Source organism: Pseudoalteromonas sp. Of11M-6 (assembly GCF_022347905.1).
Taxonomy (GTDB): Bacteria; Pseudomonadota; Gammaproteobacteria; order Enterobacterales; family Alteromonadaceae; genus Pseudoalteromonas.
The window spans coordinates 21,093-40,057 of sequence record NZ_JAKRFW010000042.1 but is presented as its reverse complement, the minus strand read 5'-3'; the positions used below and the strand labels follow the sequence as shown (position 1 = coordinate 40,057).

General features: G+C 43.1%; 16 protein-coding genes. 8 read left to right on the top strand and 8 right to left on the bottom strand.

What is annotated here, in order from left to right:
• Positions 1 to 102 precede the first annotated feature (102 nt).
• Positions 103 to 1,326: a NupC/NupG family nucleoside CNT transporter gene (locus MHN32_RS18035; protein ID WP_010369948.1), complete on the bottom strand. Its 1,224-nt coding sequence runs from the start codon at positions 1,324 to 1,326 to the stop codon at positions 103 to 105.
• A gap of 12 nt (positions 1,327 to 1,338) precedes the next feature.
• Positions 1,339 to 1,968, bottom strand: a complete 630-nt coding sequence (gene udk / locus MHN32_RS18030; protein WP_010603723.1) for a uridine kinase — start codon at positions 1,966 to 1,968, stop codon at positions 1,339 to 1,341.
• Positions 1,969 to 2,276: 308 nt separating this feature from the next.
• On the opposite strand from udk, the gene MHN32_RS18025 reads away from it, so the two are divergent.
• The 5 genes from MHN32_RS18025 to MHN32_RS18005 all read left to right on the top strand — a co-directional run bounded on the left by MHN32_RS18025 (position 2,277) and on the right by MHN32_RS18005 (position 7,080).
• Positions 2,277 to 3,488 (top strand): phosphopentomutase, encoded by a 1,212-nt coding sequence (locus MHN32_RS18025; RefSeq protein ID WP_010603722.1) that lies wholly within the window; start codon positions 2,277 to 2,279, stop codon positions 3,486 to 3,488.
• A gap of 14 nt (positions 3,489 to 3,502) precedes the next feature.
• Positions 3,503 to 4,204, top strand: coding sequence for a purine-nucleoside phosphorylase (gene deoD / locus MHN32_RS18020; protein ID WP_102058407.1), 702 nt, complete (start codon positions 3,503 to 3,505; stop codon positions 4,202 to 4,204).
• 193 nt (positions 4,205 to 4,397) lie between these two features.
• Entirely contained in the window at positions 4,398 to 5,363 is a 966-nt protein-coding gene (locus MHN32_RS18015; RefSeq protein WP_010603720.1) for a hypothetical protein, read from the top strand.
• Between the two features lie 69 nt (positions 5,364 to 5,432).
• Positions 5,433 to 6,173 (top strand): ferredoxin--NADP reductase, encoded by a 741-nt coding sequence (locus MHN32_RS18010; protein WP_102058408.1) that lies wholly within the window; start codon positions 5,433 to 5,435, stop codon positions 6,171 to 6,173.
• A gap of 4 nt (positions 6,174 to 6,177) precedes the next feature.
• Positions 6,178 to 7,080: a hypothetical protein gene (locus MHN32_RS18005; protein WP_199539711.1), complete on the top strand. Its 903-nt coding sequence runs from the start codon at positions 6,178 to 6,180 to the stop codon at positions 7,078 to 7,080.
• On the opposite strand, the gene MHN32_RS18000 is transcribed toward MHN32_RS18005, so the two are convergent.
• Entirely contained in the window at positions 7,058 to 7,936 is an 879-nt protein-coding gene (locus tag MHN32_RS18000; protein WP_102058410.1) for a tetratricopeptide repeat protein, read from the bottom strand. The two genes, MHN32_RS18005 and MHN32_RS18000, sit on opposite strands and share 23 nt — an antisense overlap.
• Positions 7,937 to 8,013: 77 nt before the next feature.
• Between MHN32_RS18000 and MHN32_RS17995 the strand changes: the two genes are divergently transcribed.
• The gene (locus MHN32_RS17995) at positions 8,014 to 8,751 is read left to right on the top strand and encodes a transporter substrate-binding domain-containing protein (RefSeq protein ID WP_239422454.1); all 738 of its coding nucleotides are present in this window, start codon (positions 8,014 to 8,016) and stop codon (positions 8,749 to 8,751) included.
• 217 nt (positions 8,752 to 8,968) lie between these two features.
• Here MHN32_RS17995 and MHN32_RS17990 read toward each other — a convergent pair whose 3' ends face one another.
• The 3 genes from MHN32_RS17990 to MHN32_RS17980 are packed head-to-tail and all read right to left on the bottom strand — an operon-like array spanning position 8,969 to position 11,645.
• Positions 8,969 to 9,874: a histone deacetylase gene (locus MHN32_RS17990; RefSeq protein WP_010603714.1), complete on the bottom strand. Its 906-nt coding sequence runs from the start codon at positions 9,872 to 9,874 to the stop codon at positions 8,969 to 8,971.
• A gap of 39 nt (positions 9,875 to 9,913) precedes the next feature.
• Positions 9,914 to 10,540 carry a response regulator transcription factor gene (locus tag MHN32_RS17985; RefSeq protein WP_010603713.1) on the bottom strand — a complete coding sequence of 209 codons (627 nt, stop codon included), beginning with the start codon at positions 10,538 to 10,540 and terminating at the stop codon, positions 9,914 to 9,916.
• Entirely contained in the window at positions 10,533 to 11,645 is a 1,113-nt protein-coding gene (locus tag MHN32_RS17980) for a histidine kinase (protein WP_039496529.1), read from the bottom strand. Before MHN32_RS17980 ends, MHN32_RS17985 begins: the two co-directional genes overlap by 8 nt.
• Positions 11,646 to 11,874: 229 nt before the next feature.
• Here MHN32_RS17980 and MHN32_RS17975 point away from each other — a divergent pair, with 229 nt between their 5' ends.
• Positions 11,875 to 14,640, top strand: a complete 2,766-nt coding sequence (locus MHN32_RS17975; protein WP_239422453.1) for a methyl-accepting chemotaxis protein — start codon at positions 11,875 to 11,877, stop codon at positions 14,638 to 14,640.
• A 119-nt stretch (positions 14,641 to 14,759) separates the two neighbouring features.
• Entirely contained in the window at positions 14,760 to 15,242 is a 483-nt protein-coding gene (locus MHN32_RS17970) for a hypothetical protein (protein ID WP_239422452.1), read from the top strand.
• Between the two features lie 78 nt (positions 15,243 to 15,320).
• On the opposite strand, the gene MHN32_RS17965 is transcribed toward MHN32_RS17970, so the two are convergent.
• Positions 15,321 to 16,067, bottom strand: coding sequence for an alpha/beta hydrolase (locus MHN32_RS17965; RefSeq protein ID WP_211865109.1), 747 nt, complete (start codon positions 16,065 to 16,067; stop codon positions 15,321 to 15,323).
• A gap of 64 nt (positions 16,068 to 16,131) precedes the next feature.
• The gene (locus MHN32_RS17960; RefSeq protein WP_010603708.1) at positions 16,132 to 18,720 is read right to left on the bottom strand and encodes a M1 family metallopeptidase; all 2,589 of its coding nucleotides are present in this window, start codon (positions 18,718 to 18,720) and stop codon (positions 16,132 to 16,134) included.
• Positions 18,721 to 18,965: the final 245 nt, after the last annotated feature.

Here is an 18,965-nt window from a genome sequence, read left to right as displayed (position 1 = left end):
AAAGGCCCTTTGGTGAAGTATCGTTCAAGTTAGTGTGGTCACTTTAACCCCTTAAAGCAACCAACCAATTGTTTTGCAACTGCGGCTTATCTCAATAAGTTTCTAAGCTAGCGAGAGGAAGAAACCTGCAATTGCTGCACTCATGAGGTTAGCCATAGACCCTGCTAACACTGCTCTGAGCCCTAGGCGAGCGATATCCTTTCTACGACTTGGGGCCATACCACCAAGTCCGCCTAGTAAGATGGCAATCGACGATAAGTTAGCAAATCCACATAAAGCAAATGTGACAATCGCTTGAGTGTGCGTGCTCAACGTATCGCGATAATTCATATAATCTAGGTAGGCAACAAACTCGTTAACTACCAATTTTTGGCCGATAAAACTACCAGCCGTCACGGCTTCCGACCAAGGTACCCCAAGTAGCCAAGCAACAGGGGCAAAGACGTAGCCTAAAATTTCTTGTAGCGTCAGTGTTGGGTAATCAAAAATTCCACCAATACTGCCTAGTAAACCGTTTAGTAGCGCAATAAGTGCCACAAACGCAAGTAGCATTGCACCTACGTTCAGTGCCAAGTGCATACCGCTTGATGCACCAGATGCTGCCGCATCAATTACGTTTACTGGTTTATCATCACCACTATCTACATCAGATAGGTTTTCGTGTGGCTTCTCGGTTTCTGGTACAATCATTTTTGCCATTAAGAAACCACCAGGAGCTGCCATAAAGCTCGCGGCAATGAGGTATTTAAGCTCAACACCAATCGCCACATAGCCCGCCATAACAGAGCCTGCCACCGTCGCCAAACCGCCCACCATAACTGCAAACAACTCTGATTGCGTCATTTTTGGAATAAACGGTTTTACGATCAAAGGGGCTTCCGTTTGGCCGACAAAAATATTTGCCGTAGCTGAAAGCGACTCTGGTCGTGACGTTTGTAGTAACTTTTGCAAGCCACCACCCAAAATTTTAATGATCCAGTTCATAATACCAAGGTGATACAACACAGCAACGAGCGCTGAGAAGAACACGATCACTGGTAATACCTGAATCGCAAAGATAAACCCTAGCGAGTCTTGTTTGGCTAATGGCCCGAACAAGAAACCGATACCGTCATTAGCATAGCTAATCACTTTGGCAACCGCGCTAGACATTGAAGCTAATACATTTTTACCCGCTTCAATAAAGAGTACAAAGCCACCAATAAGGACTTGCAGTAAAAATGCAACGCCTACGGTACGCTTATTAATAGCACTGCGATTTGTCGAACACGCAAATGCTACGCCTAGGAGCATCATCATGCCCACTAAGCTCATAATTGTTGTCATGCCAATTTCCCGTTATTCTTGTAGCAAATATTTTATTTTACTTTTAATAATATCAATCGCAACGCGATTCATACCGCCACGGGTCACAACCAAGTCGGCATTATGCTTGGATGGCTCGATAAACTGATAAAACATCGGTCTTACCGTCGCCTGATATTGTTCTACCACAGATGACAGACTTCTTCCTCTGTGCTCTATATCTCTTTGCATGCGACGCAGCAAACAAATATCCAAAGGTGTATCAATGAACACCTTGATATCAAACTCTTCACTTAATGCAGGATCGCTCAGTAGTAATATACCCTCGACGATTAGTATCTTAGCAGGGTTTACTATTCGGGTTTTATCACTACGTGTATGCTGTCCGTAATCGTAGGTAGGAACCTCTACGGATTCACCTAGGCGAAGCTTAGTTAAATGCTCGCGTAACAACTCGTGTTCAAACGCATCAGGATGATCATAATTCGTTTGAGTACGATGCTCTATAGGTAAATGCGATTGATCTTTATAATAGGCGTCCTCTTCGATTACCGCGATAGTGCCTGAGGCAAGCTCATTCACTAATTCGTTGTAGATCGTTTGACTAAAAAGAGACTTACCAGACGCAGATGCGCCAGCTATGGCTATAATAGTTCGTGTCACTAAAGTTCACACCCAGCAGTTGTTTATGTTGGAAGATCACAATAGCAAAAAAGACACGATTAATCTCTTTTGCCTCGCTTAATGAGCAAATTTAACGGGTTTAGCGGACTCAAAACAGGACTTATGTCCGCTTAAGGGCGACAGAGCTAAATTAGCAAGATCGCAGCTTTTCGTGAATTTTGTGACTATTTTATGACAGCGGACTTATGTCCTGTACGATTTTTTTAACCAAACATAAAGTAACCAACGCTTAAGGTAACCATGTATTTAAGAATAAATAACAGCCTGAGCAGTATAGAGAGGTATCTATGGCAAGAGCAATCATTTTAATGGCGGATAGCCTAGGCATTGGCGCAGCACCGGACGCAGAAAAGTTTGGTGACGTAGGCGCGAATACTCTCGCTCATTTATTACAGGCGTATAAAGAAGAAAAAGGACAAGCGTTAGACTTACCTAATCTTTCTAAACTAGGCCTTATTGCAGCATGTGAAGCTGCAGGTAAAGAAACCTGCGCCGTGGCGCAAACCATAGAGCCAAGTGCTGCTTGGGGATATGCAAAAGAATTATCGAGTGGTAAAGACACGCCGTCTGGCCACTGGGAAATGGCTGGGGTGCCAGTATTGTTTGAGTGGGGTTACTTCCCAAATACTAACCCATGCTTCCCACAAGAATTTATAGATGAGTTGTGCAAACGTGCAGACATCCCTGGTATTTTGGGTAACTGTTACGCGTCGGGCACAACGATTTTAGAACAGCTGGGTGAAGAACACGTACAAAGCGGTAAGCCGATTTGCTACACCTCAGTTGATAGCGTCTTTCAAATAGCCGCTCATGAACAATCGTTCGGACTTGACAAGCTTTATCAAGTATGTGAAATCGCACGGGCACTGCTTGATGAAATGAATATAGGACGAGTGATTGCGCGGCCATTTATAGGCACTTCAAGTGCCGACTTTATTCGTACTGGTAACCGCCGAGACTATTCGGTATTACCGCCTTCGCCGACTGTGCTAGATAAGCTAGCCAATGACGGTGGCGAAGTAATTAGTATTGGTAAAATTGCAGATATTTATGCGCATCAAGGGATCACGCAAAAGCACAAAGCGCCTGGTCTTTTGAATCTGCTAGCAAAGACAAGCGAAGTGATGGACACAGCACCAGACCATAGTCTTATCTTCACCAACTTAGTCGACTTCGATGAAAAGTTTGGTCACCGCAGAAATGCAGTGGGATATGCAGAAGCACTTGCTGAGTTTGACGCATTTTTACCGGAAATTATTGCCAAACTAAAAGCTGATGATTTGCTTTTAGTGACTGCCGACCATGGTTGTGACCCAACTGCAGAAGGCACAGATCATACGCGAGAGTACGTGCCTGTATTGGCATATACACCGGGTATGAACAATACTCCGTTAGGAGAAAGACAAAGTTTTGCTGACATAGGTCAAACGCTTGCCCAGTGGTTTGATTTAGATGCAACGCAGTACGGTGAAGGCTTTAAGGCCGAGATAAAAGCCTAACTAAAGGAAACAATATGAGCACTCCACACATTAGCGCAAAGCCAGGTGATTTTGCAGAAACGGTATTAATGCCGGGCGATCCACTAAGAGCAAAATACATTGCAGAAAACTTTTTGGAAGATGCTCGTCAGGTAACTGACGTTCGCAACATGTTTGGTTTTACTGGTACTTACAATGGTAAGCCAGTTAGCATCATGGGTTCAGGCATGGGTATTCCATCTATGTCAATCTACGCTCGTGAGCTTATTGTTAGCTTTGGTGTTAAGAACCTGATCCGCATCGGTACATGTGGTGGTATTAGTCAAGACATCAAGATCCGCGATGTGATCTTTGCACAAGGCGCAAGCACAGACTCAAATGTGAATCGTGCTCGTGTACGTGGCTATGACTTCGCTGCAATTGCTGATTTTGGTTTATTAGAAAATGGCGTAAACGCTGCTCGCCGTTTAGGTATTGAAGCAAAAGTTGGTAATGTTTTCACTACAGATACTTTCTATCAAGCCGATGGCGAATTTTATAGAGAATTAGACAAGCTAGGCGTAATGGCTGTTGATATGGAAACAGCTGGTTTATACGGTGTAGCGGCTGAATATGGTGCAAAAGCGATGGCACTATTCACAGTAAGTGATCATGTTATTACTGGTGAGGCAACGCCACCAGAAGAACGTCAAAGCACGTTCAATGAAATGGTTAAAATTGCGCTAGAGTCAATTTAATACGATTTGAAAAGTTCCTTGGTAACGTAATCGCAGAGTTTTGGAGACACGCCTAAAACAACGCGAATCACACCCAAAAAAGCCGCTTGAAGCGGCTTTTTTTTTGATCTTGGTCCATCCAAAATTCCCTCGACTAGTTTAAACTACACAAAGGTGGTAGAGTTTTCTAATGATAAGGTATTGGTGTTAGGTGATGACGATTCTTGCTCTGGGCTTTTTTGCGTTGATGGCGAATGCCGAAGTTGACTTAGATGCATTTGAATCTCTGGTTAAGAACGCGCCAGATGAAGCGCTTAAGGTATACCAAAACGCGATTGCTCGGGAGGATCTTCCAGTTCAAGATTTATATCAACTTCATTATCTTGCGATTAGAGCGAGTGCCAGTACATTTAATAATGCCATTTTTATTAAAGCGCTAGATACGCTTAAAGCACCACCCTTTAAGACTTTGGCGGACGAAGACAGGGCGAAGATTCTGACTAATATTGGTGTTGGCTATCGTCGCCGTAACCAGAATGAACAAGCTATCTGGCATTATCGATGTGCAATGAACGCTCCAGCCAGCTTCCAGCATAAGTCTGCACTTAAAGTGAACATCGCAATTGCGTACACGCGCCTTGAACAACCCGCGATTGGCTACAATCTCTTAAAAAGCGTGGATAGAGAAATGTTACCAAGCTTTATGCAAGCAGGGCTGTTAACTGCGCTTGGCAATGCAACATTTGCAATGGGCGAAACCGATGAGGCGCTGAGCTACTTTGTTGATGCGGCGATCCATTACGCAGAAGATGAAAACTATAGAGCTGTGAAGCAGGTATCAATCAATAGTCTTGGGATATACGTACTTAACTCAGACTTCTCCAGCTATCGCAAAGCGCTTGCTAATATTGCAGCAGAACCTGCCCTAATAGAAGATAATCAGCTTTACCTTGGTTGGTTGCGGGAGCTGGTACAACAGCTAGAGCAAAACAAACAAGCCTTAACCGTGTCGACAACAATGAAAGCCTATTCGCTAGGCGCTGCGAATGCAGGATATGCGTCCATGGTGAATGCGCATATCGACAAGTTTAATCTGTCGCTGCCGAAAGTCACTTCACAGGTCATCGTCAGAGATCCGCTTCCTGTTGAGTTGGGAAAACACTGGTGCCCGAAACTTTGACAAAGCCAATTTTTTTGCCATGGTTATGTTATCGTTAAATAAATACGGCTTGTGAGTTTTGGAGAAATAATGTCGCAATGGGTAAAAGGAGAAATCGTCGAAATCACACATTGGACGCCCACATTATTTAGTATCAAATTTGAAGCGGATATCGCACCGTTTAAGGCTGGTCAATATACTAAATTGAGTTTGCAACAAGGGGAAAAGCGCATCGCGCGAGCATATTCTTTTGTAAACCCGCCGTCAGAACCAATTCATGAAGTATTGTTAGTCGAAGTACCCGACGGTAACCTCTCTGTGCCTTTACATCAGCTACAAGTCGGTGATGAGCTCGATGTAACTTACCAAGCAAACGGTTTTTTTACACTAGATGAGCTACCACCTTGCGATACGCTTTGGATGATAAGCACAGGTACAGCGGTTGGCCCATTTTTGTCTATGCTCAGAGAAGGTGACGTGTGGCAGAAGGTTAAGCGGGTGATCCTTATTCATGGTGTACGCCTAAATGCAGATTTGTGTTACCGTGAAGAGCTTGAGCAGTTGCAACAACAAAGAGACGGCTTTACTTATGTGCCGCTCGTCACACGGCAAAAACCAGAGCTCGGTTGTCAGGGCCGTGTCACCGAACTGATAGAAAATAAGCAATTATTAACTCACCTAGGCTATAAGCAGTTTCCTGATAGTAGCCATTTTATGCTCTGTGGTAACCCCGAAATGGTGAAACAATTAAGTGCTCAGTTGCAGAGTATGGGATATGAACGCCACAGGCGAGCCAAACCTGGACAGATCACCGTTGAGCAATATTGGTGAACCTATGCAAGTTCGTGTTATTTATCTCTTGTGCTTGTTGCTGCTGGTAACCGCGAACACTGTGTCTGCAGAGCCTAAGGTCATTAGGGTCGTGGACGCAGCAGAAGAAAATGGCACGCCGCAGAACCAATATTTTTTGTCAGTCTTGCGGTTAGCATTGGATAAGTCACGCGAACGTTATGGCGAGTATTGGATAGAGCCGATTGATTTACCAATTAATCAATCACGACAATTTAAGGAATTGCTAAAGCACAATGTCGATGTGTTTTGGACGGTTTCAACAGCCGCTAGAGACACTCAGGCAAAGCCTGTGGCCATTCCCATAGCGTTTGGCAGCTTTGGTATAAGAGTACTGGCTATGAATGTGGCTGACAGCGGCAAGCTTAATGTGCATTTATCGTTATCAGAGCTACAAAAGTTCAACGTTGTTTTAGGGCAGGATTGGCCTGATGTTCATATTTTTGAAAAGGCAGGTTTTACGGTAGAAAAATATGTTGATGGCTTGGCAAGTTATCGAGTGCTCGCAAATAGTGCCGGTAAGATCTTTCCACGAGGTGTCATTGAAGTAGTACCTGAGCTCAAGGCGTTCGATAACAAGCAAGTGACTTATGGCGAAAAGAACCTGTTGCTCTATCCTTCAATGGTGTACTTCTATGTCCGCAAAGAAGATATTAAACTTTATAAACGCCTAGAGTATGGTTTAACACAAGTGCTTGAAGATGGCTCTTTGGCTGCCCTTTTTTACGACAGTACGATGATGACTGAGCTGAAAAAGCACTTTAATTTACAAGGTGCCGCCATCCATCAAATTGAAAATCCGTTGATTATCTCTAAAAAGCAGCTCGACGCGATTTCTCAATTACAAGTCGAGCTGCTAAAACAACTTAACTATTCACCAGCTCGTTAAAGCTTTGGTTGTCTGCAAGACTCGCAAACGCTGGCTCGTGTTGCAGCTCGTTCTTTAAGTTAGGCGCATATTCCAAAGCCATACGGATGTCGGCCATCGCATCTGCGTGCTTGTAAAGCATCGAGTAAGCACATGCTCGTTGCCAATAGGCATAACCATAGTCACTGTCTATTTCTAGCGCTTGATTACACAAAGCAATTGCCGTGTTGGTTTGACCAAGCTCTAATAAAGCATCAGCTTTGTAGGCAATTGCCTCTACATCTTCAGGTTTGCGATTTAGGATCTCATCGTAGATCTCAATTTTAGAGTTCATGTCACTCTCAAGATTTGCCCGCATCCACAGAGAGTGTACTTCATTCGTTATGGATATTTTCTTCTGGTTATTGAGGATTTCTTCAGAGCGTTCGCGTAATTTTTCTTCAATAACCTGAAGGCGCTTTTCATATTCATCGGTGATTGTGCCAACGCGCAGGCTAACGATATCTTCTACTTTACTCTTAATATCTCTAAAAGAAGTCCAACCAACAACCACTAAGATGGACGCGGCCGCTGTGATCAAAAAGAGCACATTATTGATGGTATCTGTGGTGTAGGTAATCGCGCGATCTGCAGTATCTAGTTGAGAGTGACTGATTTTCTTTTCAATATCAGCTCTTAAGCGCATTTGATCTTCTCTAACAGCTCTTAATTCATCAAGAATATAACGCTCAATTAAGGGCCTATACATGGGCTCTTGTAATTGCGACAAAGCCTGTTGTTGTTGGTTTTCTGTCGGCTTTTTTGACGTTGTTTGTTCATTCGCCATGCTAGTAAAACTACAAGCGACGAGTAGGATAAATAGTACTATGCTTTTCATATTGATGTTCTAGAAACTTTATATTTTTAATATGGTGCATGAGTTAAGGTGGAATTGCAAAAAGCGGAGAAGAAATATTGGCTTATGTAATAAAATTAGCGATTTATAGCCTGATTATACTCTCTTTAACGAGTATAAGTGCCTCTGCAAAAGAGCTACTGGTGGTGACCGAAGAGTGGAAGCCATACAATTTCACCAATGACAAAGGCGAGGTTGTTGGGAGAGCAACAAAAAAGGTAAGGGAAGTGCTTGTTGCTGCTGAAGTTGACTACGAGATAAAAGTTTACCCTTGGGTACGGGCGATGAAAATTGCAAAAGAGCGACCAAATACAATGATTTATTCGATTTATCGTACAGCCGAGCGTGAAGCTGACTATGAATGGGCATGCCCTTTGATCCGCCCTGTAGGCGTGTATTTCTTCAAACTGAAAACGCGTAAAGATATTCAAGTTGCTTCATTGGAAGATGCCAAGCAGTACACGTCCGCAGTTGTTAAGGGAAATCTCTATTATGATTTCTTAATCCAACATGGCTTCGCTCAGGGAGAGCACTTGGTTGTTGCCGCAGATTCAAAAAGCTTTTACAAACTCTTTTTCAAAGGGCGGATAGATCTTGTAATGTCAACGGAATATATCATGAGTGAAGAACTTAAGGCGGCCGGGCTCAATTATGATGAGGTTGTACCTCTGATAGAAGTAACCAAAGCTACTCAACAGCGTGGCTGTATGGCATTTAGCAAGGATACAGAACCTATGTTAATAGAGAGAATTAGGCGTGCGCTGGCGAAGCACAATCAAGAGTTTGTTGGACCATAACGAATAGTAGCAATTTGATCGTTATAGGTAACAACCCATCTTTAAAGGTTATTTGTCGGTCATTTTACTTGGAGCTTGACTCAGTAGTAGAAGAAAAGCGCACCATATGGTGCGCCTAATCAGTGCCATGGTGAAGGGGAAATTAACTAAAGGTGTTACACCAATCAAACCCTTCATAATGATAAACGAATGAGCAAAATAAAAAGATCATCATTTTTTAAAGTTTTGCAGCTTGTTGCACCACAATCGCGTGGCGCTTTGCTAATCTTTGGTGATCTTTATCGTATCCGCCACCAATCACGGTTGCGACAGGGACACCATGCTTTTGACATAACGTCAGCACCAGTGCATCTCGTTTCGCAATGCCAAGCCATGAGATATCTAATTTACCTAAGTTATCACCTTGCCAAACATCAACACCAGCGTCGTACAGCACGATATCTGGATTTAGGTCAATCAATAATGACTCAAGCGTATGTGCAACAATTTCGAGGTAGTGTGTGTCACTGATCCCTATTTCTAAGCCAATATCTAAATCGCTAGCATGTTTACGGAATGGGAAGTTTTTCTCACAGTGGATTGAGCAGGTATAAACATACGGGTTGTGCTTCAACATGGCAGCGGTGCCGTCACCTTGATGAACATCCAAGTCAAAGATTAAGGCATTGGTGATCTGATTATTGTCGAGCAGATGTGTGGCCGTAAAGGCGAGATCGTTTACCATGCAAAAACCGGAGCCAAAATCATAATGTGCGTGGTGCGTGCCACCGGCTAAATGGCATGCAATACCATGTTTAAGCGCAAGCTCTGCAGTTTTTAGCGTTCCAAGAGGCGCGGTAAAAGTACGTGCCATAAGCTGCTCTGACCAAGGTAGACCTATACGGCGCATCATTTTAGCGTCGAGTTGATTACGCCATAAGTCCCAAATATATTGCTCGCAGTGCACGCTTTCAAGTGGCGATGGGTCGCCGGGCTCTGGGCTATAAACATTGTTATGAATGAGCCTTAATGCGTCTACTTCTTGGTAAAGACGCGCAAATTTACTCATCACGAAGCGGTGCTTTGGATCAAAATTGAATGAGTAATTAGCGTGATAAACTAGTGGTAAATTTGGGTTGTTCAAAAACGGCTCCAAAAATGGCGATATGGCAGTGTAGCAATATCAATCTCCGAAGCCGAGCGCTTTAGCTTTTAGTGTTGCTTGCGTTCTGTCTCGTACTTGCAGTTTTGCGAGCAAGCAAGAAACCGAGTTACGGATGGTACCTTCCGCTTTATATAACGTATTGGCGATTTCCTTATTGGAATATCCTTTCGCGATTAGTTTTAAAATATCCTTTTCTCGTGTGGTGAGCTTATCTAAAGTGGGGTCAGGTTTTAGTAGGGTTTCAGCAAGCTCGTCTTGGATGATGAGTTCACCTTGATGGACTTGTCGAACGGCATCAATTAACTCTTCTAAGTCCACGTCCTTAAGAAGGCAGCCTTTAGCACCAAGTTCTAGGGCTAATTTTAGCTTTGCAGTATCGTTGAAGGTAGTGAGGATAATGACTTTAAAGTTTATAGCCAAAGGCAAAAGCTCGGTGAGCACATCAACACCATCTAGCTCAGGCATTCGCATATCTAAAAGCACAATGTCAGCTGTAATTTGGTTTGATTGAACCTGTTGAATGAACTCACTGCCGCTGCCACAGCTTCCAGAACAAATAATGTCACCACTCAGCGAAAGCAGTGCTTGCATACCTTGGCGCACAAGCGCCTGATCATCGACTAGGTAAACTGATATTTTAGCCATTTGTCGTCCCAAAATGGATAGTTAATGTTACGCCTTGATGAGTTGACACATCAAGACTGCCGCCGAGTTCTTGGATCCGCTCCTGCATACCAGCCAGACCATTTCCAAATCGAATACTATTTAAGGTAATGCCGTTATCGCTTATTTGTACTTTTAATCCTTGTTGACAATACACTCGTACTTGCATTTTATCCGCCTTGGCGTGCTTCAAGGTATTAGTGATGGCCTCTTGGCAGCATTTTAGAATGCAATTGGCATAACTTAGTTTCTCGAGTAATGGGTGATGTTCATAGTCGAGTTCAATGTTAAGACGAGGGATAGATTCAGTAAGCCTCAGCAAAGCATCATGGAGATCGATATGCTCGTTGCTACGCTTGTCGCTGACTAAATCGCGAATACATTTTAGGGTGTCTTTAGCTTGCAAATAGCAGCTATCTAATAGCTCGGTCAATGGTGCCGCTGCAGTTCGTCTTGCGACATCTAAATTTACAATCAGACTGGTTATTTGATGTCCAACGTCGTCATGTAACTCTCGTGCTAATTGAAGCCGCTCTTGTTTAGCAATACTTTGGCTTAGCAGAGACTGCGTTGCAGATAGCTGACTGTGGGCGAGTTGTAGCGCTTCTTTGGCTTCTTGTTCCTTTTGCATTCTTTTACACACCACGTACGCAAATAACTGAAAACAGGCAAATAACACTGCGTTGAGATATTCAAAGCCATGTCCCCAAAAAAAGTATTGCGACGCAACATACAAGCAAGAGGTAACTAGGATATATCCAAGCGCAAAGCTCAAAGGAACATAAAAAGCAAGGATCCCAACGAGTTTTACATTGTAAATGAGATGAATTGCGGCGGGGGAGGTAAGGTTAATTGACTGGATCAAAAGCGCCAATACAAACAGCATCGAATATCTAACCTTGTAGCCATAGTATTTTTCGGATTCATTGATACATAAAAGCACGAGGATCAAAACACCGATATGCTGTACCCAAGGCAGCCATTGTGCTTTTTGCTGAGCATAAACCAAACTTGGTATTGCAACGGCTAACCAAGTGAAAATGGTTGTTACTAACCAAGCCGTCGGATAGCGAAAAAACGCCGACATCTACTTACTCCGCTAAAAACCTGCTCTGCAGGTATTATTCCTTTATACTATTGCGAACCTATCCTAGCAGATATTTGTGACTCTGTGATGATGACGAATGTCATAAGTTTTACATTGTAAATCAAAGTGCAATAACGGTTTTTCATCCTTAATAGTGCATTGATTTGTGGCACCACTATTCCTGTTCTATCTTTATGTAACAATCTTTTCATAATTAGGGATACTCAGAATGAAAAGTGTAAAGGCAAAACTTATTTCTGCGGTAACAGCGGGTTTAGTGGTAATGCTCATCGGGGCGATGGTTACTGTTTTGGTGATGAAACGCGTAGCGGAACAGTATGACAACATGATAGACAATGAATTGGCTGCTCGCGAGCAAATAAACATAGTGCTCGATGATTTCAAAACCCAAGTACAAGAGTGGAAAAATGTACTCATTAGAGGAAGAGATCCTGCCCAGCTAAATAAATATTGGTCAAGATTTGAAACCAAAGAAGCTGAGGTACAAAAACAACTCAGTTCAATTGTTTCAGCCTATACATTACCACCTACCCTAGAAAATAAGTTGCGTGAATATCAAAAAGAGCACCTCACCTTAGGACAAAAATATCGTGAAGCGGTGGATCTATTCAAAAGTTCAGGCTTTGATATTAACCTTGCTGATGCCTCAGTGAGTGGAATAGACCGCCAAGCAAGTGTGTACCTACTTGAAATTAATGAGCAAATTAACGCGTTAGTAGACACGAGAACGAGTGAAATTGTCGCAACAAAAAACCAACTTATCTTTTTTAGTACCCTAGGACTCATCGTTGTTGCGCTTGTGACTTTAGGATTACTGACTTGGTATATGCAGCATTTAATCACTCGTCCAATCCGCCGTGCATCTGATGTGGCAAAGGCAATTGCGAGTGGTCGATTAGACAACAAAGTCGTTGTACACAGTGACGATGAAATAGGTAACTTACTGACAAATCTACGGCAAATGCAAACTAGCTTACTTGATGCGACCCAAAAGCTAGAGCTACAAGCAAAAGAAAACTTACGGATCCGTTATGCGCTAAATAACGTGGCCGCGCCCGTGCTTTTATGTGATGACAGTAATCAAGTGATCTACGTAAACGCACAATGTGAGTCTTTATTTGATCGTTACCGCACTGCGCTAAGCGTGCCTACTGAAATCGTTAATCATCCAATTCCCGAAGCTTTACTTCACAGCTCTAAAGCACTACACCAAGCCTCGGGTCAATTAGTACGCCAGTTAGAGTGGGAGTGGTGCGTAGGTGACATAATCATTGCGGCAACCGCCAACCCGGTCTCCGATCAAAATGGTAGGGTGTTAGGTACGGTATTTGAATTTAAGGATTTAAGTCAGACAAGACGTGCGGAGCAACAGGTTGAACAGCTCATTAAATCAGCTTCCGATGGCAAACTAAGTGAACGTCTAAACCTTGAGGGATACGTTGGCTCCATGAAATTAATAGCCAGCGGACTTAACAAACTACTTGATGCTGTTGAGCAACCTATTAGTCAAACAAAACAATATCTTACTTCGCTTTCAAAAGGAGAAATTCCTGAGCAGATTAACGGTGAGTTTAAGGGCGAATTTGCGCAAATACATATGGCCTTACAACGTGCCACGTCTTCGCTTTCGTTACTTATTGAAGATACTTACAGTTTAGTTGCCGCTGCAGGAGAGGGGAGGCTTTCTACTCGGGCGGATGAGGCTAAACACCAAGGTGAATTTCGAAAAATCATTCGTGGTGTTAATGAAACGCTTGATGCGGTCTCTAAACCCGTTGCACTTACAAGCGGATATCTAGAAAGTATCGCAAAAGGAGAGTTACCCGCATTCACGAATGATGGTTATAAAGGAGAATTTGATAGCATCTATCAAAGCCTCTTCGCTTGTGTTGGTGCGATAAAATTGATGCTAATCGATGCCGAAAAGCTTGCTGAAGCGGCCAGTGAGGGAGACTTACAACATAGAGCTGATGCCAGTAAACACCACGGCGCATACGCCAGTATAATCACAGCCATGAATGAAACGCTGGACTCGATAGAAGCGCCGCTTAAGGAGTGCATGAATGTGATGGATGGGCTATCTCAAGGCAATTTAACTCGCCAAGTTGAAAAAAGCTATGCAGGTGATTTTGCGCTGTTGAAACAATCTGTGAATACCAGCGTTGGCAACTTAGCCAATATGATGCAAAAGCTGCTGGCCATGGCGGAATCCATCACTGTCTCGGTACAGCAGATCACCACAGGTATTGAAGAGTTAAGTGAGCGGTCCTCTTCTCAAGCCGCATCTATTGAAGAAACACGAGTATCAGTCGGTGAAATCACCGAAACCGTGCACTCAAACGCCAATAATGCGCAATCTGCTAATCAGTTGGCTATAGAAGTTAACCAGCAAGCACAGCAAGGTGGAAAGGTTGTTGAGTCAACGATTGAGGCAATGACCGAGATTAGTAAGAGTGCCAAAGAAATACTCACAGTCATTGAAGTTATTGATTCCATTGCATTTCAAACTAACTTATTAGCACTGAACGCCTCTGTTGAAGCTGCACGAGCGGGAGAAAAAGGAAAAGGTTTTGCGGTCGTAGCCTCAGAAGTAAGAAATTTAGCGCTGCGTAGTGCAAGTGCCTCAAAGGATATCTCTGAGCTGTTGGGAAGCAGTAACGTCAAAGTGAAGCAAGGGTCTAAGCTGGCTTCAGAATCCGGTGAAACGCTAAAAACCATTGTGGAAAGTGTATATGGGCTTGCATCGCAAGTGCAAACGATCGCTGAGGCTTGCAATACGCAATCGAGTGGTATTGAGCAAATTAATCTAGCGATTAAACAAATTGATGGTATTACGCAGCAAAACAATACCTTGGTAGAGATGACGAATGCATCTGGGCTGTCGTTGTTGAGTAAAGCTAATGAATTGCGAGAGATGGTTGAGCAGTTTGATATCGGCAAGACTAAAGCGGAGTTGATGAAAGTGGTGAGCTAAAGGTCAGCAAAATCTAGGGCCTGCTGACCTTTATTGTTTTTAGGAACATCACGTGACATGATTGGCGTAATTAGATGGCTTTTTAGCCGCTAACAATGTTAAGGGGTAAGGCATAAACCATGGTTACACCAATCATCATTATACTGTTACTTTGCGGCCCGTTATTGTTCGGTGTTATCTATTCAAAGATAAGAGACGTACAGGTAGAGGCAGCAACGCTTGCCTGTTGGGGTCTCGGTATCGCATTTATGTTCTTTTTTATTGGCCATATCGTAAAAGCACAAGAGATGGTAGAAATGTTACCTAGTAGGGTGCCGTATAGGCTTCCTTTGGTGTACTTCACTGGTGTCATCGAACTCGTAGTAGCGATTCTGTTATTTATACCAAAATACCAATTACCTGCAGCAAAAGCGGCAATTGCCATTTTTATGCTGTTTTTTCCCGCAAATGTGTATGCCGCGCTCAACAGCGTTGGCCTGGGAGGACATCAGTGGGGACCTGTTTATTTGCTAATTAGAGCACCACTGCAAATCATATTGATTGCTTGGGCATATTTTATGTGTGTAAAACCGCTATCAATGCCTGTGGCTGAAATTAAATAAAGCTCAGCTCAAGCAGAACATATAAACAGAAAGGGGTGTGAGATTTACCCGCTTCCCTTTCTGCATTTCGCGACTAGACTATTGGTCATTTGCTTTTTCATTCTCTAAGCAAGGTATACCAGCCAAATGATCAGCCAAAATTTGTGCTATTTTGTCGGTTAGCCAGCTCGGACCTTCGTCAGTCATGTCATTGTGTTTTGCGCTCGCTATCGTGACAACACAATCCTGATATTTGTGCTTTTCAGTACGACTTGGCAACACCCCTTTGTCCGCTGGAAAGTCACTTGCTCGTATCGACAATACCTTTACATCAAGGCTTCTCGGTAATGGCACTCTGCGATGATCTAGCGTAATGATTTGGTTTACAAATTTAGCCCCGTGATTGATTAACCATGCTGAAATGTCGCCGCCATTAGAATGGCCAATTAAGAGGATATGCTCAAAATCAAAGGTGGTGAACTTTGGCTTAAAGTAATCGTGAATAAACACCAGCGTATCAGCGCCTCGTTGCCAGTTTTCTGCGCGTGTTTCGTATAAGTTCCCCTCGACGGAAAGAGGAGGATCAGTTGCAAGCTCATGGCCTACAGTAATAACCAAATATCCAGCTCGGTTTAGCGTCTTGACCAAAAATTGATAGTCAGTATGTGAGACACCATAGCCGGCGCTTAGCAGTGCAACAGGACAAGGTGCCGCTTTTGAACAGGGGTTGGTGTCGGTTGGCAAATGAGTTTCTACTGGAATTGCTCTATCACGAGCTGGATCAATTACGGTTTCAGCGGCCAAAACGAATGGCAGACATAATAATAATAAAAGTGGGCGTAACATATTTATCCTAAAAAAATAGTGGCGCTCGGCAAAAGCCAAAAGCGCCACAACTGGTTGGAGTCTTTTACAGATTATTCAAAAATTGATTCACTGAAGCTAGCTCTCTTTGCTTTTGCATGATGCAGGTATTTGTTGCCAGTTCCAGCTGCTTAAGTGATTTACTTAAACCTTCTACTTCTTTTTGCATCGGTTCAAAAAACTGCTGAGCTTGTTTTAATGCATCCGCGTCACAATACGTAAATAGGTAAAAAGGTAGCTGTGGCTTTGCAAAAGGAGGGAAGCGTTCTTTTAAGCGCTCAAAGTGCTGATAAAACCACTTTTGATAAAGCGCTTTTCGCTCATCGCCTTTACCATTCCCGCTTAATATGTAATTAAAGTCGGAGGCCGTTACATGCTCGCTTAACGCATAATCTAGTACTTGTTGTTGCAATTCTTGTGGACCAAAATAACCCATTGCAAGCAATAGATTAGTACGTTGAGTTGGGTTATTGGTGGTTTCAAATACTTTTTTGTATGACTTCAACAGCTCAGCATCACCGTAGTAAGCGGCAATTTGCAGGAAGCTTCTAGCCAAGTAGGGGTCAACTTTATCAGGTGACGTTAAATATAAACTCGCTTGCTTTTTTGCATGCTTAATAATGGTTTGATGCTTTGTCTCGAAAGCCAGTGCTCTGACCAATGCTGCACGTATTTCCGATGTGGCAGCTGGTTCATTTGCATTTGCCTCAAGTCCATATCGAGAAAACGCAGGCTCAACATAAGTGGTATAAAGTTTCTCCCAAAGTAACTTATTTGAATCGTCTTCATACTGTTTATGTTGTGATAGTAATTGAGTAAGAGCGGCCTTTGCTACTTTGGGATGAGTGTCGTTAATAAACTCACTGAGCGTTAACATCAACGCATTGGCGTTTATTTTTCCAGACTCCATCAGCGCGTCAACATTGCTTAGTAAGTCTAATCTCTCCCGCTCGTTTAGCTTGTTTGGGGCATGTGATATTAGGCTTGCGAGTTGAGACTCAGAAAGATCCCAGCGATAATAACCTGTCGCGTTGTCGTTTGGTAAGATCCACTCAGGCTCAAAGTCTAATTTAATCTGTTGCGCCTTGGAGTCTAGAAGTATTGTCTTAGTGGCTGTTTTGTCACCTCTACCATAGCGCAGTGTGATGGGGATATGCCAAGTTTGTGCTGCTGCTTCTTGTCCTTTTATTACAAAACGTTGTTGCGATACGGTGGCATTCTGGCCATCTAACTTAATCGTCAAAAGTGGAAATGAAGCTTGTGATACAAATGAGTCTAGCACTGTCGCTACATCTTTATTAGATACTTTACCCAGCTCATTCCATAGATCTTTGGCTTCGGCATTCTTATAAGCAAATTTACGGATATAATTGCGCATGCCTTGCTTAAATACCTCTTCCCCAAGCCACTGCTCAACCATGTAAAGTACCGCGCTACCTTTGCTGTACGCAAGACCCAAGCCGTCTGTTACATCAGACTCTGTAATAACCGGTTTTCGGATCGGTGAGGTAGTTGCTTGAGCATCATAGGGCATTGCATTGTGTTGAGATAGGGATAAATTTGTTTCTAGTTCAGGAAATAGCTGCTGGGTGATCTTTGCAGCCATCCAAGTGGCAAACGCCTCGTTTAACCACAGGTCATTCCACCATTTCATCGTAACTAGGTTGCCATACCATTGGTGTGCAAGTTCGTGAGCGATAACATTCACATGTGAGGTTTGAGCTTGTTGTGTTGACGTTGCAGGGTCAATAAGTAGTATATCCTCACGATAAGTCACCAGGCCTGCATTCTCCATTGCGCCGAACGGAAATTCAGGGACTGCAACTTGGTCTAGTTTTTTATAGACATAGGGTAAGTCAAAATAGTCTTCAAGTGCTTTGAGTATCTTTGGCGTGTTTTCGATGGAATAAGCGGCAAGATTTGATTTCTTTTGTGGGGTAATAATGTTACCCGGAACCGACATCCCTTTAACATCAAGTACTTCGAATGGACCAACGGATAAGGCGACTAAGTAAGAAGGAAGAGGCGGCGTCTTGTCGAAGTAATGGGTGGTCATACCATTCGACTTTTTGGTCTCTAAAACAGGCGTGTTGGCGAATACTTTTTGATCGTCAGGGGCTGTAATAGTGAGCTGAAATGGGATTTTATACTCAGGCTCATCAAATGTAGGCATTGCTCTTCTTGCATCACTCATCTGAAACTGTGTAAATAAGTAAGGCACGCCGTTGTCTATGGTTTTGTAGAGACCGACGCTATTACGGTTGAAAGGGGCGGTATAGTCGATAGTAAGCGTGTAGCGACCGGGTTGCAGTGTTTTTTCGCAACTCAATCTCACTTTACCGGTTTCGAGCATTTTATCTCTGAGCTCACACGACGTTTTTCCGACTAGTTCAGCGGTATCTATCGCATAGTCTAATCCGTTGAGCTCAATAAATTGGGTGGCTTTGAGCACCTCAAGTTTTATAGTCGTGTGTCCTGAAAAACGCTCTTTAGAAGGGTCTAAGTTAAATGTGACCGCTTGCTCTATAGGTTTAGCCACGGTGGCTAGACGATGAAGTTCAGCATTTGGTTGGGCCTGAGCTGAAGCGCTGATAGACAGCAAAATAGCACTGCATATTAAAGACCTAGATAGCATAAAAATCCTTTATTCATTTTGTTATTGTTGATTTATCTTGCGAATCAATGCTCTGTATGTTGTCACTTGGTGTGATAAAAGCATAGATAGTTAGCGCAATGTTCCTTTTACTTTAACAAAACTTGTTGCAAAAAGAGTGGGGGTAAAGGTTTACTATCGGGCTAATATTTTAAATATTAAGTAATATCAATAAATTGAAGAGGTGGACTAGTCGACTTTTTGTGTAACAAAAATTGTAACAGACT

Coding starts and splice junctions, on each gene's coding strand:
- MHN32_RS18025 (WP_010603722.1), top strand. CDS start 2,277: ATGGCAAGAGCAATCATTTTAATGGCGGATAGCCTAGGCATTGGCGCA.
- MHN32_RS18010 (WP_102058408.1), top strand. CDS start 5,433: ATGTCGCAATGGGTAAAAGGAGAAATCGTCGAAATCACACATTGGACG.
- MHN32_RS18015 (WP_010603720.1), top strand. CDS start 4,398: ATGACGATTCTTGCTCTGGGCTTTTTTGCGTTGATGGCGAATGCCGAA.
- MHN32_RS17975 (WP_239422453.1), top strand. CDS start 11,875: ATGAAAAGTGTAAAGGCAAAACTTATTTCTGCGGTAACAGCGGGTTTA.
- MHN32_RS17980 (WP_039496529.1), bottom strand. CDS start 11,645: ATGTCGGCGTTTTTTCGCTATCCGACGGCTTGGTTAGTAACAACCATT.
- deoD (WP_102058407.1), top strand. CDS start 3,503: ATGAGCACTCCACACATTAGCGCAAAGCCAGGTGATTTTGCAGAAACG.
- MHN32_RS18005 (WP_199539711.1), top strand. CDS start 6,178: ATGCAAGTTCGTGTTATTTATCTCTTGTGCTTGTTGCTGCTGGTAACC.
- MHN32_RS17960 (WP_010603708.1), bottom strand. CDS start 18,720: ATGCTATCTAGGTCTTTAATATGCAGTGCTATTTTGCTGTCTATCAGC.
- MHN32_RS17965 (WP_211865109.1), bottom strand. CDS start 16,067: ATGTTACGCCCACTTTTATTATTATTATGTCTGCCATTCGTTTTGGCC.
- MHN32_RS18000 (WP_102058410.1), bottom strand. CDS start 7,936: ATGAAAAGCATAGTACTATTTATCCTACTCGTCGCTTGTAGTTTTACT.
- MHN32_RS18035 (WP_010369948.1), bottom strand. CDS start 1,326: ATGACAACAATTATGAGCTTAGTGGGCATGATGATGCTCCTAGGCGTA.
- MHN32_RS17985 (WP_010603713.1), bottom strand. CDS start 10,540: ATGGCTAAAATATCAGTTTACCTAGTCGATGATCAGGCGCTTGTGCGC.
- MHN32_RS17970 (WP_239422452.1), top strand. CDS start 14,760: ATGGTTACACCAATCATCATTATACTGTTACTTTGCGGCCCGTTATTG.